Source organism: Bradyrhizobium sp. MI1.3 (assembly GCF_055811695.1).
In genome coordinates, this window is the sequence record NZ_JBVVPQ010000036.1 from 1 (window position 1) to 23,143 (window position 23,143).

Here is a 23,143-nt window from a genome sequence, read left to right on the forward strand (position 1 = left end):
CCATCGGCTATATCAGCCCGGTCGAGATGGAGCTAAAATCGGCTTGATCCATGTCCACTTTTTTGGGGGAAGATCAGACTGTCACCGCGGAGGGATTCTGGATTGCTTCGCTTCGCTCGCAATGACGGCGGATAGAGCTCCCTACCGCACCGGCGGTGCATACTGCACGCCGCCCGCATTCCACAGCTGGTTCATGCCCCGCGGGATCTTCAGCTTCGACTTCTCGCCGATGTTGCGCTCGTACATCTCGCCGTAGTTGCCGACGTGACGGATGATGCGGACCACCCAATCCTTGGTCAGGCCGAGCTGCTCGCCGTAATTGCCCTCGGTGCCGACCAGCCGCATCACTTCCGGCTTCTTCGACTTCAGGGCCTCGTCGATGTTCTCCGAGGAGACGCCGAGCTCCTCGGCGTTGATCATCGCGTACAGCGTCCACTTGACGATCATCATCCAGTCGTCGTCACGCTGGCGCACGACGGGCGCGAGCGGCTCCTTTGAGATCATGTCCGGCAGGATCATGTGGTCGCCGGGCTTCGACAGGTTGATCCGCAGCGCGTAGAGCTGGGAGACGTCGGCGGAGAGCGTGTCGCATTTGCCGGTGTCGTAGGCTTTCACGACGTCGTCCAGCTTGTCGAACTTCACCTCTTCATACTTCATGTTGTTGGCACGGAAGTAATCCGCGACGTTGAGCGCCGTGGTGGTCCCGGTCTGGACGCAGATCTTGCTGCCGGTCAAGTCCAGCGCGGTTTCCTTGTTGCGCGCGCGCGGCAGCATGAAGCCTGCGCCGTCGTAATAGGCGACCGCGGGGAAATAGAGATCGTAGTCGAGCTCGCGCGCCATGCTCCAGGTCGAGTTGCGCGAGAGGATGTCCACTTTCCGGCTCTGCAATTCCTTGAAGCGCTCGCTGGCATCGAGCGCGACGAACTTCGCCTTGCTCGGGTCGTTGAAGATCGCGGAGGCCACCGCGCGGCAGAAATCGACGTCGAAGCCGGTCCAGTTGCCCTTGTCGTCGGGGATCGAGAAGCCCGGCAGGCCCTTGTTGACGCCGCACAGCACTTCGCCGCGGCGGACGGTGCGCTTCAGCGTGCGGGTGTCGTAGAATTCATAGATGATGGCCAGGACGGCGACCAGCACGGCGACTGCGAGCCCGATCAGCAGGCCGCCACGAAAAGTGCGCATCATGTTGCTCTCTCGAAATAATCGGGAAAAGGAATATTCGCCAGGGCGAGGAGATCAGAGTTCGGGCTTCTGCCGGATGACCACCTTGGTGCCGACCGGGACGCGATCGTAGAGATCGGCGACGTCGCGGTTGACGAGCCGGAAGCAGCCCGAGGAGACCTTGGTGCCGATCGTGTCGGGCCGATTGGTGCCGTGGATGCGGTAGACCGTGGTGCCCAGATACATGGCGCGTGCGCCGAGCGGATTGCCGGGGCCGCCGGCCATGAAGCGCGGCAGATAGGGCTGGCGCTGGATCATCTCCGGCGGCGGCGTCCAGTCCGGCCACTCCTTCTTGTTGGTGATGTTCACCAGCCCTTGCCACTGAAAACCATCGCGGCCGACGCCGATGCCGTAGCGGATCGCGCGACCACCGGGCTGCACCAGATAGAGATGCCGTTCGGCGGTCGAGATGATGAGGGTGCCGGGCGCCTCGGTGGTGCGGAAGTAGACGACCTGCTTCTGCCATTCCGGATCGAGCTCATAGGCATCGTCGGCGACCAGGCCCGGCTCGTCGCCGCGGTCGGGCTGCTGGGCGTAGGCATGGGGCGCGGACAGGATCAGGCCGATCGCAGCCACAAACATCCCGGTCAGGCGACGAAAATCCGTCATTTCAAGCTCTCCCCCACTGCCACAGCAAATATCGTTCGGAACCATCTGAACCCAGCGGCAGCTTCATGGCAAGTTGATGGCGCGCCCGGCTGGCATGTCACGAGAATGCTTTGGTTTTCTGACGGACCGCCGGCAATGCCACAAACAGGGGATGGCGCGAAAAGCAGTGAGCTGGGCACGATGTGCTCCCTCCCCCGCCTGCGGGGGAGGGTCGGGGAGAGGGTGTCTCTGCAATGGGGCACTGCCAACGTGGAGAGAACCCTCACCCGTCGCGCGGGACGATGCTTCGCATCGCCCGGACGCGCCGACCTCTCCCGCAGGCGGGAGAGGCTCAGACCGAATTCGCGGCGAGATCAAACTTCGCCAATCGCACTGGATCCCAGCTAGATCTGGTTGTTCTCCGGCGCGATCCCGAGCCGCCGGACGATCTCCGTCCCCACGGCCCGGGCCTCTGGCCTTGACCCGATGCGAGGGCTGCGAAACCGTCGTCCCGACTGCAATCGGATCACGACGATGCAGTGCTCGTCCTCGGAGCGGCCGCGGCGCTCGACCGTGATCGACTTCACGTCGCGCCCCTCGATGTGGTCGGCGCGCAGCGTGCCGTCGCCCCACAGGCGTTCGACGCGGATATCGCCCTGGCGGATGATCCAGAAGGCGCCGGTCACAAGGTTGGCATATCGATAAACGCCGATAGCGGCGATCGCGCCGACCGGCAGCAGCATGATGTCCACCGGCCCGGGCGACAGGCCACGCCAGAGCCTGTAGGCGTAGGGAACGGCGCACAATGCGACGACGATCAGTGCGACGATCCTGATGTCTCTTGCGGAAAACGGCTCGAGGGGGTCGCCGAGGCGCATCTCGGGATTGCTGGCATCGAGAGGATTGACCGGAGACTCGACCTCGGGAACGTCGAATTGCGTGGCGATCCGCGCCACCGTCTCGTGCACGTGGGTGACATCGGCGATCGGCGGCGATGTCAGCCGCTCACCGGAGGCCAGCGTGAAGGCGAGCTGGAAGCGGGCTTTCGCCCTCTTGCTGCCGGGAACCTGTAATCCCTTGATGTCGTCCTTGGCGACGATCCGCGTCCGGAGTTTTCCGAACGGGCGCTGCTCCCCGATCAGGATCTCGTCTGGCGTGATGATCCACACCACCGCCGGCGCCAGCATGATGATTCCGACGAACGCTGCTCCCACCAGCAGCGCGACCACGGAGATGATCACCTCCAGGGGGTCGTGCGTGAACAGGCCCGGCGTGAAGCACAGCGCAACGGCAGCCGCAAAGCCGGACATGACCAGCCGCTGCGCGATCGAGGCGCCTTCACGAAGGCGAATGTCAGTGCTGCTGGTGGCGTCGTCCATCGCGGGCGGCTGATTACGTGGCCCGCGAAACTCCACGGACGGGTCCGTGGAGTCAAGCAACAAGCCCGTCAGGCGAACCCAGCCGCGTGATATCCGGGCCGCATCAGCTGCTGGCGTTCAGCAGCTTTGCCACGGTGCGGTCGATCTCGTCATAGCGGCCCTCGCCCGCGTGCTGGAACACGATCTTGCCGTTCTGGTCGATGATGTACTGCGCCGGCCAATACTGGTTGCTGTAGGCGTTCCAGGTCCTGGAATCATTATCCTGCGCCACCGGATAGGAGATGCCGTGGCGCTTCAGCGCCGCCTGCACATTGGACGCCGAGCGCTCGAACGGGAATTCCGGCGTGTGCACGCCCACCACGACGAGACCCCGGTCCTTGTACTTGGCGTAGAGCTCGGTGACGTGCGGCAGCGTGTTGACGCAGTTGACGCAGCCATAGGTCCAGAAGTCCACCAGCACGACCTTGCCGCGGAGGTCGGCGAGGCTGAGCGGCTTCGAGTTGAACCAGTTGTTGATGCCGGTGAAGTCGGGCGCAGTCTGCTGGCTTGCGGCAGCGGTGACGACAGGGACAGCGCGCGCGGCCTCGCCGCAGATGCCGGGGATGACAGCGCCTGTTACGGCGATGCCGATCAGTGCGGCGGAGACGGCGAGCAGTTTGAAAGTCATGGACGAGTCCTCCGGTTGAGATGCGCGATGATCACAGGCCGATCTGGCCGGTGGGATAGAAGCCGGTGAGCCACGCCACGATCAGCGTGTCGTATTGGAAATAGGCGGCGAGCGCGAAGCCGATCACGACGACGCCAAAGCCCTGCTGCAGCCGCGGCGAGATGCGCGCGAGGCTGCGCACCCGCGTCGTCGCGGCCTGCCCGCCATAGGCAATCGCCAGCATCGGGATCGCCGCGCCGATCGCGTAGGCGATCAGCAGCGTGCCGGCCCAGGTCGCGTTCTGAGTCGTCGCGACCAGCGTCAGGATCGAGCCGAGCACCGGGCCGGCGCAGGGCGTCCAGACCAGGCCAAGCGTGGTGCCGAGCACGAGCCCGCCGAGCGCACCCTCGCGCTGCGTGGCGCCGGAATTGCCGAGATCGAGCCAGCCGTTGAGCCGGATCGACAGCCATTCGAACGGCGCCGGCCACAGCATCAACAGGCCGAAGCCGAGCAGCAGGATCGATGCCGCCTCGCGCAGCACGTTCGGATCGAAATTAAACAGCCGCGTGATGGCGCCGAGCAGCAGCGCGGTCGCGGAGAACGACACGACGAAGCCGAGCGCGATCATCGCCGGACGCAGATGCGAGCTGCGGCCGATCGAGGCGCCGAGCAGGATCGGGAGCATCGGCAGCGTGCACGGCGCGGCGATGGTGAGGATGCCGGCAAGGACGGCGAAGAGAAGTTCGAGCATCAGGGCACTCGTGAAGGGGTCACGAGGATGGTTCGGCGGTGATGGGCGGATTGTTACGAGTGTCACGTGCTCGTGACGGAGGAGGTGCCGGCCAAGGGCGGCGGTGCGTTCCCTCCCCCCTTTGTGGGGGAGGGTTAGGGAGGGGGTAGCCCAGCAAATGGTCTATCCGTCTGGCATCATGCCGCGCGTACAAGTCGAGAGAGTCCCCGTGTGGGCCCCTCTCCCTGCCCCTCCCCCACAAGGGGGGAGGGAAGGAGAGAGACCGCCCGCCTCACTCAAGCGCACCGCCGCAGCAGTCTGCCCCAAACACAAAACGACCCGGAGGGGGGCATCCCGTCCGGGTCGTTGGAGGTCTTGGGAGGTTTAACGAAACCGTATGTGAGCTTTATAGGAGGGAAGTTTTTCCGCCTGATGTTGTGCTTTGTTTCAATTGTTTCGTCGGCGGTAACACTTCCGTGTCCGGGGCAGGGCCAAAACAGATGTCCTATCCCATTGAAATATCTGAACTTCAGGCGGCGAAGCGCTCGACGCCACAGCCCTTGAGCAATTCGGCGAGTTGCTTGCGGGCGTAGAACATCCGGGTCTTCACCGTGCTCTGCGGGATGCCGATGATCTGTCCGACCTCCTCCACCGACTTCTCGTGGTAGTAGACAAGCGTGATGATCTCGCGATGGGCGGGCGACAGCTTCTGAACGCAGGCGCGCAGGATGGCGCTGGTGTCGCTGCGGTCGAGCGAGGTCTCCGGCGTGTCGCAACCATCGGCGATCTGGCGCACGTCTTCCTGGTCGATGTCCTCGAAGCGACGCTGGCGCATCGCGGTCAGCGCCTTGAAGCGGGCGATCGAGAGCAGCCAGGTCGAAACCTGCGACCGGCCCTGGAATTGGCCAGCGGTCCGCCACACGTCCAGAAACACCTGACTGACGAGGTCTTCCGCCGTGGTGGCGTCGCGCACGATCCGCAGGATGAAGCGGTAGACGCGCACATTGTGCCGGCAATAAAGGATGTGCATGGACGTCCGGTTGCCGTCGGCAATGCTTTCGAGAAGCATGTCGTCCGAGGTCGCCTGAGCGGCAATGATGCTCTGGCTGGCTTGGGCGTTGATGGCGATCACGTTCGGCATTGACTTGGCTCCCCGTAGCGCCGCAACCGAGCGGCGTTTCCTTCGACCAAAGTGTTAATGAGCCAACGTTTCGGGACGTCTGCACGAAAAGGGGAAAATGGTTTCGTGCGCCGCCAAATTGTTTCGTCGGATTAGTCGCGACGAAACATTCCGGGCAAAAAAGCGTGGAATTTCAATGTACGGAAAATACGGGGTGGGGATGAGGCGACAAGCGGAGGCGCCGGGAACGTATTTCGGGCTTTTGCGTTCGCGCTCCCGTGTCGTCCTGGACAAGGGAGCAAAGCGAGCGCCGATCCAGGACCCATTACCCCAGGGAGACGTTTTGCGACGACTGGCGATCACCAGCCGTGTGCCAAATTAGCCGTCGGGGTAATGGGTCCTGGCTTTCGCCAGGACGACGATGGGGCCGCTACGCCTTCTCGCCCGCCGGCGAGAACAAATAGCCGCCGCCGCGGATGGTGCGGATCACGGCGGGCTTTGCCGGATCGGGTTCGATCTTGCGGCGGATGCGCATGATGCGCAGATCGACGGCGCGGTCGAAGGCTTCGGCATCGCGCGCGTTGGCCAATTCCAGCAGGCGCTCGCGCGACAGCACGCGTTTCGGATTGGCCGCGAACACTTTCAAGAGCCCGAACTCGGATGCGGTCAGCGGGTGCTCGTTGCCCTCGTCGTCGCGCAAGGCCTGCGCTTCGAGATCGAGCCACTTCGTCCCGAACCGTACCAATTGCTCCTTGTCCGATTTCGCAGCCGCCGTTTCCGCCACCGCTTTCGCCGGCGCGCTCCGGCGCAGCACCGAGCGGATGCGCGCCATCAGCTCACGCAGCTCGCACGGCTTGGCCACGTAATCGTCCGCGCCGAGCTCGAGGCCGACGACGCGGTCGATCGGGCTCGCCGTCGCCGTCAGCATGATCACCGGCACGTTGATGCGGCTCTTGAGGTCGCGGATGATCGAGAGCCCGTCTTCCTCCGGCATGTTGAGGTCGAGCACGACGAGGTCGGGCATGCTGCCGTCGATCGCCGTGCGCAAGGACTTGCCGCCGTCGCACAGCGTCACGGTGAAGCCGTGCATCTTGAGGTAATCGCCGACCATCTCCCGGGCCGGGGCCTCGTCGTCGACGATCATGATGTGCTGGCTTTGGGTCATGGTCCTGAGATCACGGAATTTCGGTCGCGGGGAGGGTGATGGTGAAGGTCGAGCCCTTGCCGGGGCCCTCGCTCTCGGCGGTCACCTCGCCGCCGTGCATGTCGATAATACGCTTGACGATGGACAACCCAAGCCCGGTCGAGCTCTCACCGGCGGTCGGTTTTGCCGACAGTCGCTGGAACCGGCCGAACAGGCGGCCGAGATCCTCCGGCGACAGGCCGGCGCCCTCGTCGCTGACGCGGACGATGGTGTCGCCGCCTTCATGGCTCACGATGACGCCGATCTTGCCGCCGATCGGTGAGTATTTGATGGCGTTGCTGATCAAATTGTCGATCGCCTCGCGGATGCGGTCGGTGTCGCACATGGTGACGATGTTGACGGGCGCGGTGACGCTGATCGCCTGCTGCTTGTTGACGGCGAGCGGCTGGTTGGCCTCGGCGACCTCCTTGACCAGAGCCGCGACGTCGACGGGCTCGCGGCGGATGGTGATGTCGAAGGCATCGGCCATCGCGTCCGAGATCAGATGATCGACCATCGTGGTCAGGCGCTTGGTGGCATCGCGGATGTGATCGACCTGGGCCACCACGCCGCTTGACGACGCGCCGGTCGAGATCAGCTCCTTCAGCATCTCGGTGCGGCCCAGGATGACGCCGAGGGGATTCTTCAGATCGTGAGCAACGGTGCCGAGAATTTCGTTCTTGAAGCCGTTGGCGCGCTGCAGCCGCAGCCATTGCGCCGAGAGGCGGCGGTTCGCCTGCATCAGCGCGCGGGTGCGCTGGGCGACGCGGTCTTCCAGCTGGGTGTTGGCGGCCTGGAGCTGCTGGTAGAGGATGACGTTGTCGAAGGCGATCGAGAGCCGGCTGGAGAAGATCTCGACCAGCGAGCGGTCGGTCTCGGACAGCTCGCGCTCGGCCTGCAGCAGCACCACGACCTCGCGTCCGCTTCCGGTGCGCAAATAGATCACGCTGCGGTGGTCGGCGAATTCGTTCTTGCGGCCCTGGAAAGCGGCTTCCACCATTGCGCGCAGATCGGGGTCGAGCGCCTTCGACGAGGTCGTGCCGATGAAGCGGCTGTAGCAGCCGCTGCCGGCGAGCACCGAGAGCTCGGGGTCGATGCCGCCATTGTCGCGCAAGACCAGGATGCCGGCGCAATCGACGTTGAGCAGCGAGGCGAGCTGGGTCAGCACGCCCTCGGCGAGCCGTTGCATCGACTTGAAGTCGTACAGCGTGGAAGCCGCGTCGATGATGATCTCGAGCCCGCGCCGGGTTTGCAGCATGCGCTCGAGCTGCTGGTAGGAGCGCAGCGCCGCGGTCAGCGAGGTGAACAGCTTGTCGGCAGTGAGCTCGGTCTTGGCCTTGTAGTCGTTGATGTCGTACTGCACGATCACGCGCCGCTCGGGCGCCTGGCCGGGCTGTCCGGTGCGCAGGATGATGCGGACGGTCTCGTTCTTGAGCTCGTTGCGGATGTACTCGACCAGCTCGAGGCCGGCGACATCAGTCTCCATGATGACGTCGAGCAGCACGGCGGCGATGTCGTTGTGCGCGGCCATCAGCTTGCGACCTTCGGCCGCGGAATGGGCGGAGAGGATCTCCAGGCCCTGGCCGTTGAGGTTGTAGTCGGACAGCGCGAAGCGCGTGCCGTCATGCACGGCCGGATCGTCGTCGATGACGGCGATCTTCCATTTCCGGGCGTCAACATCCTCCGATGCGGTACCGGTGTCGTCGATCAGGTGGAGGACATCGTCCTGTTCGGCCATTGAGAAGTCCCGTCAGTCTCTGTGCTTTGCCCGCCGCCCCTGGCGACCCGGGGCATGATAATGCGAAATGTAGTGCCTTGTCCCAGCTTGGATTCCAGCATCATGCGACCGCCGAGCTGCTGGGTGACGAGGTTATAGACGATATGGAGGCCGAGTCCCGTGCCACCTTCATTGCGCCTGGTGGTAAAGAATGGGTCAAAGGCCTGGCGCTGCACGTCGGAGGTCATGCCGGCCCCGTCATCGGTGAATATGATCTCGACGTCGTCGGCCCCGCGCGGCCGCGCCGAGATCGTGATCGTGCCGGCGCGGCCGTCGGCAAAGGCGTGGTTGGCGGCATTGAGGAACAAATTGGTCAGGATCTGGCCGTAGGAGCCGGGATAGCCATCGAGCAGCAGCCCCTCGGGCATGTCGACATGGAGCGTGATCGGCGACCGCTTCAGCACCGGCCGCAGGCTCGCGATGATCTGGTCGGTGGCTTCGCTGAGTGAGAACTGCCGCCGCTCGGCATGGGAGCGGTCGACCGCGACCTGCTTGAAAGACTGGATCAGTTCGCCGGCGCGCTGCAAATTGGCGACGAGCTGCTGCGAGGCGTCGCGTGAGGACTGCACGAATTCTTCCAGCTGCGAGCGGCGCAGGCCGCCTTCACCCTTGAGCTGGGCCTCGAAGATTTCGGTGCGCCGGGCAAAACTCGACGCAACGGTGAGGCTGATGCCGATCGGATTGTTGACCTCGTGCGCAACGCCGGCGACGAGGCCGCCGAGGGCTGCGAGCCTCTCGGCATCGATCAGATTCTGCTGCGCGGCGTTGAGCTCGAGCAGTGCACTCTCGGCTTTCTCCTTGGACGCGCGCAGCTCGTCCTCGGTCTGACGCTTCGCGATCGCGTTCTCGCGGAACACTTCCACCGCGCGCGCCATGGCGCCGACTTCGTCGCGCGCGCGCGTGCCCTGCACCTCGCGGCCGAGGTCGCCGAGCGTGATCGCGCGCATCGCCGCCATGATCTGCTGCAGCGGCAGCCGGATCGACAGCGCGATCAGCACGCCGGCGGTGAGGATGATGCCGAGGAAGATCACGGCGATGGAGAGAACACGGCGGGAGATGTCCGCTAGCGTGCGGTCGAACGTCTCCTGGGCCTTCTGCTCGCGCTGGCGCATCTTGGTGGAGAGATCGTCGATGGCGCCGATCGCCTCGGCCTGGTTGGCGTCGATGGTGTTGCGCAGCAGCTCGGTACGGTTCGTGAGCTGCTCGGAGAGCTTTGCAAAGCCTTCGCGCAGCGCGGCGGTCCGGGCCGCGAGTCGTCGCAGCGCCATGCGCTGGAGGTCGTTGTCGGCGAGATCGATCATCACGGGGATGGTCTTCTCGATCGTCTCGGTGTTGCGGCGGGCGTCGTCGGCCGCACCCGATGACAGCGACAGATAGTAGGAATTGGCCGCGACCAGCATCGCGGTGAAGGCCTCGCGCGACTTGCCGAGCGAAGGCCAGATCAGCGCGTCGCGATGGCCGGTGGCGCCTTCGATGATGGAGTAGAGTCCGGCCATGTCTCTGGCCGGTCCCTGCACCTGATCCTCATAGGTCCTGGCGATGGTCGCCTGCACGCTGCGCAGCTCGCCGAAGCCGTTGAGGAAGCGGTCGGTGGTGCGCTCCAGCTCCTCGACCGAGCCCGACAGCATCGGGTCCTTGGCGGCTCGGTTGCTCAGTGTCCCCAGCACCGCCTCGCGCAGCAGCAGGATCTCGGCGAACAAATCGGGGCTCGGCTGGTTGATGTAGCGGTGGATCAGATTGTGCAGCCGCCCGGTCTCGCTTTCGAGCAGCGCCAGGATCCGGTCGGATTCGCGCACCTGGCGCACGTCGTCCCAGGCCGAGCCGAGCACCTGCGAGCCGTTCCAGATCAGCCCGACCAGCACGATGACCACGGCGGAGTTCAGCGCCGCGATGGACAGGATGCGCCAGCGGATCGGCACGGCCCGGAGCATGCCGACCAGCCGCGCGCGCAGCCGCCCCATCGGGCCCGGCGACCTGTCTGCGTGCTCGCTGTGTCCAAGCCCGGGCAAGTGGCCTCACTCCACCTTGCGAATGCGTTCGATCAGCGCGGCCGCGACCGGATCCTGCCCGGCCTTGGCGTAGATCGCGACCATCGCGTCCTCGAACGGCTTGCGGTCGATATCCCTGACGATGGTGACGCCCGCTGCTTCCGCCTTGCGCTGCGACTGCTCCTCGAGGTCGCGCCATTTCTCGCGCATGAAGCGGCTCGACCGCTGCGCGGCTTCCCTGAAGATGGTCTGGTCAGCGGCCGACAGGCTTTTCCAGGCCTTCAGCGAGATCACCAGCACTTCGGGGCTCATCGTGTGCTCGGTGAGCGCGAGATAGCCGGCATGTTTGTAATGGTCCGTCGTCACGTAGGAGGGCCAGTTGTTCTCCGCGCCGTCGATCAGATGGTTGGCAAGCCCGGCAAGCACCTGCCCATAGGGCATCTCGACCGGCTCCGCGCCGAGCGCGCGGATCATCTGGCTCATCAACTCCGACTGCTGCACCCGGATCCGCAATCCCTTGAGGTCCCCGACACTCCGCACAGGCCGGGCGCCGTTGTAGATCGACCGCGCGCCGGAATCGTAGAAGGCGAGGCCGACGAAGCCATAGGGCTCGAAGCTGCCGAGGATCTCGCCGCCGATCGGTCCGTCCAGCACCTTCTGCATGTGCCCGATGGACCGGAACAGGAACGGCATCGCCAGCACGTTCATCGCCGGGACGAAATTGCCGATCAGCGCCACATTGGTCCGGTTGAGATCGATCGCGCCGACCCGGGTCTGCTCGATGGTCTCCTTCTCCTCGCCGAGCTGGCGGGAGTGAAACACCTTGACCTCGTGCCGGCCGCCGCTGCGCTCGGCGATCAGGGCGCCCATGTAGCGCAGCGCCTGCACGGTCGGATAATCCTCGGTCTGGGTGTCGGCCGCGCGGAATTCGCGCGCAACGGCTCCCGTCGCGCAGATGGCGATCAGAAGCGCGACGAAAACCACCCCGGTCCGCTTGCGTTCGGCACGGTTCAACACTGGCACACTCAACCCCTCAGTGGTGGAGTCTATGGCGGGAGGAAAAGGTTCAATGCAATCTAGCAGATGGTCGTGGGAAGGCCATCCCGCCCGGCACTGCTGTGTGATTGTGCGGCGCGGCCGGGGCTCATTCCCGGTTGAAACCGCAAATGCCGCGCCTTAAGCAGGGACAGCCGCTTTCGTCGTGCGGCATGGAAAGAGCCATCGTGACTTCAGCATCGCGCCTTTTGCAGGTCGTCGCCGCCTTTGCGGCCCTCTCATTGGCCGCGCCGGTGCGTGCCGCGACCGACATCGCGTGGTGGCACGCCATGTCCGGCGAGCTCGGCCGCCAGCTCGAAAAGCTCGCCTCCGACTTCAACGCCTCGCAGCCGGATTATCGCGTGGTGCCGACCTACAAGGGCAATTACACCGAGACGGTGACGGCCGCGATCTTCGCCTTCCGATCGCGCAGCCAGCCCGCGATCGTCCAGGTCAACGAGGTCGCCACCGCCACCATGACGGCGGCCAAGGGCGCGATCTATCCCGTGTTCAGCCTGATGCGGGACATGAACGAGCCGTTCTCGCTCAATGACTACCTTCCCGCCGTCTCCGGCTACTACACCGATGCCGCAGGCAATCTCTTGTCGTTCCCGTTCAATTCGTCGACGCCGATCCTCTATTACAACAAGACCATGTTCCGCGACGCAGGGCTAGATCCGGAGACGCCGCCGAAGACCTGGCCGGAGCTTGGTGCTGCTGCGAAACGCCTGCGCGATCGCGGCGCGGCGTGCGGCTTCACCACGTCCTGGCCGTCCTGGATCCATGTCGAGAATTTCTCCGCCTTCCACAATCTGCCGCTGGCGACGCGGACCAACGGCTTCGCCGCGCTCGATGCCGAGTTGACCATCAACAATCCGTCTCTGGTGCGTCACGTCTCCGAGCTCAGCGAGTGGCAGAAGACCAAAGTGTTCGACTACAGCGGCCGCGGCCAGTCGGCCGAGCCGCGCTTCCAGAACGGCGAATGCGGCATCTTCATCGGCTCCTCGGCGACGCGCGCCGACATCAAGGCGAATTCGAAGTTCGAGATCGGCTACGGCCTGATGCCGTATTGGCCCGACGTGAAGGGCGCGCCGCAAAACTCGATCATCGGCGGCGCCACGTTGTGGGTGCTGCGCGACCGCCCCCGCGAGGAATACAAGGGCGTGGCGCGATTCTTCGCCTATCTGTCGCAGCCCGGCGTGCAGGCCGCCTGGCACCAGAACACCGGCTATCTGCCTGTGACGCGCGCGGCCTTCGAGCTGACGCGCGCGCAAGGTTTTTACGAGCGCAATCCCGGCTCGGCGATCTCGTTCGAGGAGATCACGCTGCATCCTCCGACGGAGAATTCGAAAGGGATCCGGCTCGGCTCCTTCGTGCTGATCCGCGGCGCGATCGAGGACGAGCTGGAGCAGGCCTTTGCCGGCCGCAAGAGCGCGCAAGCCGCGCTCGATGCCGCGGTCGAACGCGGCAACAAAATCCTGCGCCAGTTCGAACGCGCCAGCCCGGATCGGTAGCGGGCGCTGAGCGCACGCCTCGTCCTTCGAGACGCCCGCTGGCGCGGTCTCCTCAGGATGAGGCTAAGCGGCTTCGCTGCCCGCCAAAATTGTTGTCGCGCACTCCGTCCTCATCCTGAGGAGCCCGCCAAAGCGGGCGTCTCGAAGGATGGGCCGCGGGGAAACTACTCTTGAAATGTATTAGGTTACGATGTCGATGTTACTCCCCCACTTCGCCGACGCCGAGAGCTTTCGCGCGTTTCGCGCCGACCCTCCGCGATGGCTGCCGATCGCGCTCGACATCGCCCGCAGCCACGATCTCGATGTCAGCGCGCCGCACGTGTTTACCACCGGCACCAATCTCGTGGTCGGGCTCGGCGATCGCTTGATCCTCAAAATCTTCCCGCCGCTGCTCCGCGCGCAATTCGTCTCCGAGCGCGGCTCGCTGGCCCAGCTTGCCCGCCGCCTTGACCTGCCGATCCCCGAGATCGTCGCGGAAGGCGAGCGCGATGGCTGGCCTTATCTCGTCATCACGCGCCTTGCCGGCACGCTCGGCTCGGAGGTCTGGCCGTCGTTGCCGGAAGCGCAGAAGGAGCGCGTGCTGCGCCAGATCGGCGAGACCATCGCGTCCGTGCAGCGCGCGCCGCTCGGTCCGCTCGCGCAGATCCAGCCGCGCTGGGACGACTTCATGCGCGCCCAGATGCAGGGCTGCGAGGCGCGCCACACGCGTCTCGGTCTTGCGCCGAAATTCCTCGCCGGCCTCGACGATCTCCTGCGTGATGCGGCAAAACTGATTCCGACGGATGCGCCGCCGGTGATCCTGATCGGCGAATACATTCCGGAGAATTTTCTGCTCGCCTGTCATGACGATCAATGGTCGCTCGCCGGACTGTTCGACTTCGGCGACGTGCTGGCGGGATGGCGCGACTACGATCTGCTCGGCCCCAGCGCCTTCATGGCAGCGGGCCGGCCGGGGAGGGTGCGCAGCCTGCTCGAAGGCTTTGGCTACGCCAAGCCCGACTTCGCGCTCAAGCGCCGCCTGATGGCGCTGATGCTGCTGCATCGCGCCAGCGACCTCAACAGCCACATCTGCATCGAGGGCTGGCAGGACAAGGCGAACGATCTGGTCGAGCTGCAGGAGCTGATCTGGGCAGAGTAATTCACCGCTGCCGACCTCATCAACGCTGTCGTCCTGGACAAGCGCAGCGCTGATCCAGGACCCCTTACCCCAGGGCGGGGGTTTGCGAAGACTCGTGGTTGCCAGCTTCGCGCCGCAACTTCTCCCTGGGGTAATGGGTCCTGGCTTTCGCCAGGACGACGGCGGTTCAATAAGCCGCCCGCCAAACAAGCGAAGCTCAATTCAGCTTATTTTATGAGCAAATGCGCATCTTTGTATGCAACGCCCCAAATGATTGGCCCTTGATCGACGGTCCGGTCAATGGCTGTTTCATGTAGATATATCAGTGGCTTATGCTGGTTTAAACGCTCCTTAAGCCTTGGCACGAACCTTGCGAATCCAGTTCCAACCAGAAAACTTTGTGTTGGAGCCATTTCATGAAGCGCCGCGATTTCCTCAAGTCCGTTTCCGGATTGGCCGCAGGCGCGGCGCTTCCGGCCATGCCGTCCGTGATCTCGTCGGCCAAAGCCGATGCGCGCTCGGAGACGCTGCTGATCGTCTCGGAAGGCGGCCCCAACAATCTCGACATCCACGGCGTCGGCACCAACGTGCCCGGCTACGAGGTGTCCTGGAATTGTTACGATCGCCTGCTCAGCCACGAGATGAAGACCGGCCCCGGCGGCGTGCCCTATTACGACCGCGACAAGTTCAAGGGCGAGCTCGCCGAGGACTTCAAGATCGACGACATGTCGGTCACCTTCAAGCTGAAGAAGAACGCCAAATTCCACGACGGCGCGCCTGTCACCGCCAAGGACGTGAAGTGGTCGCTCGACCGCGCCGTCAGCGTCGGCGGCTTCCCCACCTTCCAGATGAGCGCGGGCTCGCTGACCAAGCCTGAGCAGTTCGTCGTGATCGACGACTACACGGTGCGTGTCGACTTCCTGAAGAAGGACAAGCTGACGATCCCCGATCTCGCGGTGATCGTGCCCTGCATCATCAATTCCGAACTGGTGAAGAAGAACGCCAGCGAGAAGGATCCCTGGGGTCTCGAATTCACCAAGCAGCAGACCGCGGGCTCGGGCGCCTACAAGGTGACGAAGTGGACCGCCGGCACCGAAGTGGTGATGGAGCGCAACGACGACTGGGTCGGTGGCCCCCTGCCGAAGATCAAGCGCGTGATCTGGCGCATGGTGCCGCAGGCCGGCAATCGCCGCGCGCTGCTGGAGCGCGGCGACGCCGACATCTCCTATGAGCTGCCGTTCAAGGACTTTCAGGAGATGAAGGCGAGCGGCAAGCTCAACGTGGTGTCGCTGCCGTTCTCCAACGGCATCCAGTATATCGGCATGAACGTGACCAAGCCGCCGTTCGACAATCCCAAGGTGCGTCAGGCGGTCGCCTACGCGATTCCCTATCAGAAGATCATGGACGCGGTGATGTTCGGGCTGGCGAACCCGATGTTCGGCGCGCCGAAGGACAAGCCGACCGAAGTCGCCTGGCCGCAGCCGCACAAATACAACACCGACATGGACAAGGCGAAGGCGCTGCTGGCCGAGGCCGGTTATCCCAACGGCTTCGAGACCACGATCTCGTTCGACCTCAACTTCGCGGGCGTCAACGAGCCGCTCTGTGTGCTCGTGCAGGAGAGCCTGGCCCAGATCGGCATCAAGACCACCATCAACAAGGTGCCCGGCGCCAATTGGCGCACCGAGTTGAACAAGAAGGAGATGCCGCTCTTCACCAACGTGTTCTCGGGCTGGCTCGATTACCCCGAATACTTCTTCTACTGGTGCTATCACGGCAATAATTCCGTCTTCAACACCATGAGCTACAAGTCGGCGGAGATGGACAAGCTGATCGACGGCGCACGCAATGCTGCCGCCACAGGCGACACCGCGACCTACGACACCGACGTGAAGGGCTTTGTCGACCTCGCCTACAGCGACATCCCGCGCATCCCGCTGTACCAGCCCTTCGTCAACGTCGCGATGCAGAAGAACATCAGCGGCTACCAATACTGGTTCCACCGGAGGCTGGATTATCGCGCGATGGCGAAGGGGTGAGGGCGGATGGCGGGCGCTGTCCTTCAGAGTGAGGTGAGCACGCTCTTCGGGCTCCCTCCCCCCTTGTGGGGTCCGAGGCGAGCGAAGCTCGCTCTCGAGGTTGGGGAGAGGGGTAGCCACAACCTCAGACCTCTCGCGGAGCCACCCCCCTCCCTAGCCCTCCCCCACAAGGGGGGAGGGAACGCAGTGGAGCGAGCCGCGCGAGCGTGCTCACCAGCGCAGCCCAGGAGGAGCACCCCATGCTGACCATGATCGGCAAGCGCCTGATGTTCGCGATTCCCTCGTTGATCGGGGTCGTCATCGTCACCTTCCTGCTGACCCGCGCGCTGCCCGGTGATCCCGCCGCGTATTTCGCCGGCCCCGCCGCGACGAAGGAAGCCGTCGAGCAGATCCGCAAGAAGCTCGGCCTCGACAAGCCGCTGATCGAACAGTTCTTCCGCTACACCAACGATCTCGCCCATGGCGATTTCGGCAACTCGCTCACGACCGGCCAGCCGGTCGCGGCCGAGATCCGCAACCGCCTGCCGGCCTCCGCCGAGTTGACGCTGCTCGGCCTCATCGTCTCGATCGTGATCGCCATCCCTCTCGGCGTGCTGGCGGCGACGCGGCCGGGATCGTGGGTCGATCATCTCTGTCGCATCACGACGACGGCCGGCGTCTCGCTGCCGGTATTCTTCACCGGTCTCGTGCTGGTCTATGTCTTCTATTTCCGGCTCGGCTGGTCGCCCGCGCCGCTCGGCCGGCTCGATGTGTTCTACAGCGCGCCGCCGACGGTCACAGGCTTCTATCTGATCGACACCCTGATCGCGCGCGACTTCGAGGCGTTCCGTTCCGCATGCAGCCAGCTCATCCTGCCGGCGACGACGCTTGCGATCTTCTCGCTGGCGCCGATCGCGCGCATGACGCGCGCCTCGATGCTGGCGGTGCTGTCGTCGGAGTTCGTGCGCACCGCGCGCGCCAGCGGCCTGTCGCCGGCGACCGTCATCGTCACCTACGCCTTCCGCAACGCGATGCTCCCCGTCATCACCACGCTGAGCATGGTGTTCTCCTTCTTGCTGGGCGCCAACGTGCTGGTCGAGAAAGTGTTCGCCTGGCCCGGCATCGGCTCCTATGCGGTCGAAGCGCTGATCTCGTCGGACTTCGCGCCGGTGCAGGGTTTCGTACTGACCATGGCGGTCATGTACGTGCTGCTCAATCTCGTGATCGACATTCTTTATGGGGTGATCGATCCGCGCGTGCGCTTGGAAGGGTAGGGGGACACAATGAGCACCGTTGCGCCTGCTGTTGAACCTGTCGGTCCCGCGCGGACCTCGGGATTCGTCGCGCTCCTCGACCAGACCCGCTACGTGCTCGGCGAGAACAAGGTCACCGGTTTTGCCTTCGCACTGCTGATCGTGATCCTCCTTGCCGCGATCTTCGGTCCCTATGTGGTGCCGTATGACCCGCTGGCGTCCGACACCGCGGCGTCGCTGAAGCCACCCTCGGCCGCGCACTGGTTCGGCACCGACCAGTTGGGCCGCGATATCTTCAGTCGCGTCGTGGTGGCGACGCGGCTCGATACGTTCATCGCGGTCGCCTCGGTCGTCCTGGTGTTCCTGATGGGCGGGCTCGCCGGCATCGCGGCCGGCTATTTCGGCGGCTGGACCGATCGCATCGTCGGTCGCATCGCCGACACCATCATGGCGTTCCCGCTGTTCGTGCTCGCCATGGGCATCGTCGCCGCGCTCGGCAACACCGTGCAGAACATCATCCTGGCCACCGCCATCGTGAACTTCCCACTCTATGCCCGCGTCGCGCGCGCCGAAGCCAATGTCCGCCGCAACGCCGGCTTCGTGCAGGCCGCGCGTTTGTCCGGCAACGGCGAATTCCGCATTCTCCTCGTGCATATCCTGCCAAACATCATGCCGATCATGATCGTGCAGATGTCGCTGACCATGGGCTATGCCATCCTCAATGCCGCCGGTCTCTCGTTCATCGGCCTCGGCGTCCGTCCGCCGACGGCGGAATGGGGCATCATGGTCGCCGAAGGTGCCGGCTTCATGGTGTCAGGCGAATGGTGGATCGCGCTATTCCCGGGCCTCGCTCTGATGATCGCCGTGTTCTGCTTCAACCTCCTCGGCGACGGCCTGCGCGACATCGTCGACCCCCAGCGGAGGACGTGATGGCTGGATTCCGCGCAAATTTTCGCTCAAAATTCTCCAATGATTTCAATCCCGTTCTACTGTGCATGGGGTTGTTTTCGACGTTTTTGTTTGGGAGGCACCCATGACCGCCCAGCCGCTGCTCGACGTCCAGGACCTCACGGTCGAATTCACCACCCGCCGCGGCATCGTCAAAGCCGTCCAGCACGTCAACATCTCCGTCGCCAAGGGCGAGACGCTGGCGATCGTCGGCGAGTCCGGCTCCGGCAAATCGGTGACCTCCTATGCCGTGATGCGCATTCTCGATCGTGCAGGGCGGATCGCCGAGGGCTCGGTGATGTTCTCGGGCATCGACGTGAAGGCCGCGACCGAAGACCAGATGCGTGATTTGCGCGGTCGCGAAGTCTCGATGATCTTCCAGAACCCGCGCGCCGCGCTCAACCCGATCCGGAAGGTCGGCGACCAGATCGAAGACGTGCTGCGCACCCATGTCCAGCAGGCCATGGTTTCCGATCGCGGCGAAAAGGCGATCGAGGCGCTGGAGCAGGTCAAGATCGCCCGCCCGCGCGAGCGCTATCACGCGTATCCGTTCGAATTGTCCGGCGGCATGTGCCAGCGCGTCGTCATCGCGCTCGCGCTTGCCTGCAATCCGCAGCTGCTGATTGCGGACGAGCCGACGACTGGATTGGACGTCACCACGCAGAAGGCGGTGATGGATCTGATCGTCGAGCTGACCAAGCGCAAGGCGATGTCCACCATCCTGATCACGCATGATCTCGGCCTCGCCGCAGCCTATTGCGACCGCGTCGTGGTGATGGAAAAGGGCCGGGTGGTCGAGACCGCAAAGGCCGCCGACATCTTCGCCAACCCGCAGCACCCCTATACGAAGAAGCTGATGCGCGCGACGCCGCGGCTCGGCGTGAGCCTGCGGGATCTGTTGCCGGAGGAGGAGACTCTTGCCTCTCCCAGCACCGTGCCCGCGGAAGCAGCCCCTCACCCCAACCCTCTCCCCGTGAAGGACGGGGAGAGGGAGAAGACGCCTCTTCTCCTCATCGACAAGCTGGTCAAGGAATATCCCCGCCAGGGCGCGACCGCCACGCTCGGAAAATTGTTCGGCCGCAAGCCGCCGGTCGAGCCGGATGTGTTCCGCGCGGTCGACGGCATCAGCTTCACGGTCGGCCATGGCGAGAGCGTCGGCCTGGTCGGCGAGTCCGGCTGCGGCAAATCGACCACGTCGATGATGGTGATGCGGCTGCTGGACCAGACCTCGGGCCTGATCCAGTTCGACGGCGAGGATATCGGCGCCATCGCGCCCGCCGGCTTTGCCCGGCTGCCGCAGCGCAGCCGCATCCAGATGGTGTTCCAGGATCCGACCGACAGCCTCAACCCGCGCTTCACCGCCGTGCGTGCCATCGCCGATCCCATCATGCAGCTTGGCGACATCAGGGGGCGGGACGCGCTCCGCGCCCGCTGTGAGGAGCTCGCCACCATGGTGGGCCTGCCGCACAATCTGCTGGATCGCTTCCCGCACCAATTGTCGGGCGGCCAGAAGGCCCGCGTCGGCATCGCCCGCGCCATTGCCCTGCACCCGAAACTCGTCATCCTGGACGAGCCGACCGCCGCGCTCGACGTCTCGGTCCAGGCGGTGGTCCTTAATCTGCTCCAGGACCTCAAGGCGCGGCTAGGTATGAGTTATCTGTTCGTCTCGCATGATTTGAACGTAGTGCGCTTGTTGTGCGATCGTGTCATTGTCATGCGGTCGGGTCGAATCGTCGAGGAAGGATCTTCCGAGAGGGTCTTGAGCGATCCGCAGGACGATTACACCAAGGAGCTGCTGACGGCGATCCCGCATCCGCCGCTGCAGACACTGGGCGCACACTGAGAGCTTGTTTGGGAGCGTGATGGCCGAACCGCTGGACGATTATATCGACGCTGTTACGAAAGCGTTGGCGTTGCCTGTCGAGGAAGCATGGAGGTCGTCCATTCGCGCCAATCTCGAGGTCTCGCTACGGCTCGGCCGCCTCGTCGACGAATTCGCGCTGCCGGACGAGACCGAGCCGGCGCCCGTCTTCACGGTCTGACGCCGCCATGACGACCAAGCCAGAGATGACGGCCTCCGAGATCGCGAGCGCGGTTGCGGGCCGCAAGATGTCGGCGCTCGATGCGACCGAAGCAGCGCTTGCGCGTATCAAGCAGCACGACACCATCCTCAACGCCTTCACCGACATCACCGCCGATCGCGCCCGCGCCAAAGCGCGCGCGATCGATGCCGACATCGCCGCCGGCAAGACCGTCGGCCCGCTCACCGGCGTGCCCTTCGCGGTGAAGAATTTATTCGACGTCGCAGGCCTCGCCACCCGCGCCGGCTCGAAGATCAACCGAGACCGCGCGCCCGCGACGCGCGATGCCACGCTGATCGAGCGTATGGAAGCGGCTGGCGCCGTGCTGGTCGGTGCGCTCAACATGGGCGAATACGCCTATGACTTCACCGGCGAGAACGTCCATGACGGTCCCTCGCGCAATCCGCATGATACCACGCGGATGAGCGGCGGCTCCTCCGGCGGATCCGGCAGCGCCGTCGGCGGCGCGCTGGTGCCGATCGCGCTCGGCTCCGACACCAACGGTTCGATCCGCGTGCCGTCCTCGTTCTGCGGCATCTTCGGCCTGAAGCCCACCTATGGCCGGCTCTCGCGTGCGCGCTCCTTCCCGTTCGTCGCGAGCCTCGATCATCTCGGCCCGTTCGCGCGCTCCGCCACCGATCTCGCGCTCGCCTACGACGCGATGCAGGGGCCGGATGCGGACGACGCCGCCTGCACCACCACACGTGGTCTGGAGCCGACGCTGCCGCTGCTCGCCAATCCGGTTTCGGACCTGCGCATCGCAATCGCCGGCGGGTACTTCCAGCAGAATCTGTTTCCGGAAGCCGTCGAAGCCGTCAGCCGCGTCGCCAAGGCGCTGGGCGCAACGCGCGTGGTGGACGTGCCGGAAGCCGCGCGCGCCCGCGCGGCGGCCTATGTCATCACCACCACGGAAGGCGCCTCGCTGCATCTCGACCGGCTCCGCAAGCGGCCGAACGATTTCGATCCCGCCGTGCGCGACCGGCTGATCGCGGGCGCTATGGTGCCGGCGCCGCTGGTCGACCGCGCGCAAAAATTCCGCCGCTGGTATCGAACGCAACTCGCCGAGATATTCAAGTCGGTCGACGTGCTGATCGCACCGGCGACGCCGTGCACCGCGCCGAAACTCGGCCAGATCAATTTCAATCTTGGCGGCGTCGAGCTGCCGGTGCGCGCCAATATCGGCATCCACACCCAGCCGATCTCCTTCATCGGCCTGCCTGTGGTTGCCGTGCCGGTGCCGCTCGAACCGCTGCCGATCGGCGTGCAGATCATCGCCGCGCCATGGCGCGAGGACATCGCGCTGCGCGTCGCATACGCGTTGGAGAAGATGGGCGTCGCCGCCGCGCCCAGCGCAAAAGGATTTTGAGATGGAGATCGATCTCCCCGACGTGATCGCGGACGTCAAAGCCGCGTTCGATCGCTATGAGCAGGCGTTGATCACCAACGACGTCGCGGTGCTCGGCGAGCTCTTCCGCAACGATCCCCGCACGCTGCGTTATGGCATCGGCGAGAATCTCTACGGCTATGAGGCGATCTCCGGATTCCGCGCCGGGCGCTCGCCGGTCGGCCTCAATCGCCGCACCGCGAAAACCATGATCACCAGCTATGGCCGCGACACGGCGGTCGCCTCCACCCTGTTCTATCGCGACACGATGCCGGGCAAGGTCGGCCGGCAGATGCAGACCTGGGTAAAATTCCCGGAGGGCTGGCGCGTCGTCGCCGCCCATGTCAGCATCATCGACGAGTCGAAAGAGACCTGACCGTATGACGCTTGACGATCTTCCGCCCGGAGCGCTGCCGGCCGATCCGGCGGTGCCGCGTGTCGACCGGGCGTCACCATCAGCGCACAAAATCACGCGCGCCGAGGAGCTGCGCCTGCAGCTCGCCGACGAGATCGTGCGCGGAGCTCTGCCGCCCGGCGCGCCGCTTGACGAGACCGACATCGCGCGCCGCTTCAGCGTCTCGCGCACACCGGTGCGGGAAGCGCTGCGCCAGCTCGTGGCAAGCGGCCTCGTCGAAGCACGCGCCCATCGCGGCGCGGTGGTGGCACAGCCTTCGTTCGAACGGCTGACGGGCATGTTCGAGGCGATGGCGGAGCTGGAAGCGCTGTGCGCGGGTCTTGCCGCCGAACGCATGTCGGCCACTGAGCGTCACGGTCTGGAAGCCATCCACGAAGAGCTGCGGGTGTTGAGCTACGCCGGCAATCCCGAGCGCTTCCACGAGGTCAACGAGCGCTTCCACAACGCGATCTATGCGGGATCGCAGAACGGCTACATCGCCGAGATCACGCTGGCGACGCGCGTGCGCGTGCAGCCGTTTCGTCGCGCCCAGTTCCGCAACCTCGGCCGATTGGCAAAGTCGCAAGCCGAGCACGACCGCGTCGTCGTCGCCATCATGCGCGGCGACAAGCAGGGCGCCGCCGCCGCGATGCGCGCGCATATCGAGCTGGTGCGCGGGGAGTACGAGATCTACGCGGTGTCGGTGTAGGGCCGCGCGCACGGTGCCGTAGGATGGGCAAAGGCGCAAAGCGCCGTGCCCACCATCTACC

General features: G+C 64.8%; 20 protein-coding genes. 10 read left to right on the forward strand and 10 right to left on the reverse strand.

Going from position 1 to position 23,143, the window contains the following annotated elements:
- Positions 1 to 141: 141 nt before the first annotated feature.
- The 10 genes from AC0L3A_RS24425 to AC0L3A_RS24470 all read right to left on the reverse strand — a co-directional run bounded on the left by AC0L3A_RS24425 (position 142) and on the right by AC0L3A_RS24470 (position 11,652).
- Positions 142 to 1,179: an amino acid ABC transporter substrate-binding protein gene (locus AC0L3A_RS24425; protein ID WP_473255366.1), complete on the reverse strand. Its 1,038-nt coding sequence runs from the start codon at positions 1,177 to 1,179 to the stop codon at positions 142 to 144.
- A gap of 54 nt (positions 1,180 to 1,233) precedes the next feature.
- The gene (locus AC0L3A_RS24430; protein ID WP_007597994.1) at positions 1,234 to 1,827 is read right to left on the reverse strand and encodes a L,D-transpeptidase; all 594 of its coding nucleotides are present in this window, start codon (positions 1,825 to 1,827) and stop codon (positions 1,234 to 1,236) included.
- 383 nt (positions 1,828 to 2,210) lie between these two features.
- Complete coding sequence (locus AC0L3A_RS24435) at positions 2,211 to 3,185, reverse strand: hypothetical protein (protein ID WP_354127045.1); 975 nt, start codon at positions 3,183 to 3,185, stop codon at positions 2,211 to 2,213.
- A 103-nt stretch (positions 3,186 to 3,288) separates the two neighbouring features.
- Positions 3,289 to 3,852 (reverse strand): thioredoxin family protein, encoded by a 564-nt coding sequence (locus AC0L3A_RS24440; RefSeq protein ID WP_473255353.1) that lies wholly within the window; start codon positions 3,850 to 3,852, stop codon positions 3,289 to 3,291.
- A gap of 31 nt (positions 3,853 to 3,883) precedes the next feature.
- On the reverse strand, positions 3,884 to 4,582 hold the full coding sequence (locus AC0L3A_RS24445) for a cytochrome c biogenesis CcdA family protein (RefSeq protein ID WP_007597990.1): 699 nt from the start codon (positions 4,580 to 4,582) through the stop codon (positions 3,884 to 3,886).
- Positions 4,583 to 5,090: 508 nt separating this feature from the next.
- Positions 5,091 to 5,702 (reverse strand): sigma-70 family RNA polymerase sigma factor, encoded by a 612-nt coding sequence (locus AC0L3A_RS24450; protein WP_018456005.1) that lies wholly within the window; start codon positions 5,700 to 5,702, stop codon positions 5,091 to 5,093.
- 409 nt (positions 5,703 to 6,111) lie between these two features.
- A complete protein-coding gene (locus AC0L3A_RS24455; RefSeq protein WP_007597984.1) occupies positions 6,112 to 6,846 on the reverse strand; it encodes a response regulator in 735 nt (244 codons plus the stop codon).
- A gap of 10 nt (positions 6,847 to 6,856) precedes the next feature.
- A complete protein-coding gene (locus AC0L3A_RS24460; protein ID WP_007597982.1) occupies positions 6,857 to 8,602 on the reverse strand; it encodes an ATP-binding response regulator in 1,746 nt (581 codons plus the stop codon).
- A complete protein-coding gene (locus AC0L3A_RS24465) occupies positions 8,572 to 10,602 on the reverse strand; it encodes a sensor histidine kinase (protein WP_473255367.1) in 2,031 nt (676 codons plus the stop codon). The genes AC0L3A_RS24460 and AC0L3A_RS24465 overlap by 31 nt, the downstream gene beginning before the upstream one ends.
- Positions 10,603 to 10,656: 54 nt before the next feature.
- A complete protein-coding gene (locus tag AC0L3A_RS24470; RefSeq protein WP_473255357.1) occupies positions 10,657 to 11,652 on the reverse strand; it encodes a TRAP transporter substrate-binding protein in 996 nt (331 codons plus the stop codon).
- A gap of 185 nt (positions 11,653 to 11,837) precedes the next feature.
- Here AC0L3A_RS24470 and ugpB point away from each other — a divergent pair, with 185 nt between their 5' ends.
- The 10 genes from ugpB (at position 11,838) to AC0L3A_RS24520 (ending at position 23,082) form a co-directional block, all read left to right on the forward strand.
- Complete coding sequence (gene ugpB, locus AC0L3A_RS24475) at positions 11,838 to 13,178, forward strand: sn-glycerol-3-phosphate ABC transporter substrate-binding protein UgpB (protein WP_473255368.1); 1,341 nt, start codon at positions 11,838 to 11,840, stop codon at positions 13,176 to 13,178.
- Between the two features lie 190 nt (positions 13,179 to 13,368).
- Positions 13,369 to 14,316 (forward strand): aminoglycoside phosphotransferase family protein, encoded by a 948-nt coding sequence (locus AC0L3A_RS24480; RefSeq protein ID WP_354127040.1) that lies wholly within the window; start codon positions 13,369 to 13,371, stop codon positions 14,314 to 14,316.
- Positions 14,317 to 14,711: 395 nt separating this feature from the next.
- Complete coding sequence (locus AC0L3A_RS24485) at positions 14,712 to 16,334, forward strand: ABC transporter substrate-binding protein (RefSeq protein ID WP_007597970.1); 1,623 nt, start codon at positions 14,712 to 14,714, stop codon at positions 16,332 to 16,334.
- Positions 16,335 to 16,573: 239 nt separating this feature from the next.
- Complete coding sequence (locus AC0L3A_RS24490; protein WP_106941332.1) at positions 16,574 to 17,587, forward strand: ABC transporter permease; 1,014 nt, start codon at positions 16,574 to 16,576, stop codon at positions 17,585 to 17,587.
- A 9-nt stretch (positions 17,588 to 17,596) separates the two neighbouring features.
- Positions 17,597 to 18,496, forward strand: a complete 900-nt coding sequence (locus tag AC0L3A_RS24495; protein ID WP_354127039.1) for an ABC transporter permease — start codon at positions 17,597 to 17,599, stop codon at positions 18,494 to 18,496.
- Positions 18,497 to 18,599: 103 nt separating this feature from the next.
- Positions 18,600 to 20,357 carry an ABC transporter ATP-binding protein gene (locus AC0L3A_RS24500; protein ID WP_354127038.1) on the forward strand — a complete coding sequence of 586 codons (1,758 nt, stop codon included), beginning with the start codon at positions 18,600 to 18,602 and terminating at the stop codon, positions 20,355 to 20,357.
- 19 nt (positions 20,358 to 20,376) lie between these two features.
- A complete protein-coding gene (locus tag AC0L3A_RS24505; RefSeq protein WP_007615797.1) occupies positions 20,377 to 20,556 on the forward strand; it encodes a DUF4089 domain-containing protein in 180 nt (59 codons plus the stop codon).
- A gap of 7 nt (positions 20,557 to 20,563) precedes the next feature.
- Positions 20,564 to 21,961 carry an AtzE family amidohydrolase gene (locus tag AC0L3A_RS24510; RefSeq protein WP_354127037.1) on the forward strand — a complete coding sequence of 466 codons (1,398 nt, stop codon included), beginning with the start codon at positions 20,564 to 20,566 and terminating at the stop codon, positions 21,959 to 21,961.
- A gap of 1 nt (position 21,962) precedes the next feature.
- Positions 21,963 to 22,355 carry an oxalurate catabolism protein HpxZ gene (hpxZ, locus tag AC0L3A_RS24515; RefSeq protein WP_219678985.1) on the forward strand — a complete coding sequence of 131 codons (393 nt, stop codon included), beginning with the start codon at positions 21,963 to 21,965 and terminating at the stop codon, positions 22,353 to 22,355.
- 4 nt (positions 22,356 to 22,359) lie between these two features.
- Positions 22,360 to 23,082: a GntR family transcriptional regulator gene (locus AC0L3A_RS24520; RefSeq protein WP_007597956.1), complete on the forward strand. Its 723-nt coding sequence runs from the start codon at positions 22,360 to 22,362 to the stop codon at positions 23,080 to 23,082.
- Positions 23,083 to 23,143: the final 61 nt, after the last annotated feature.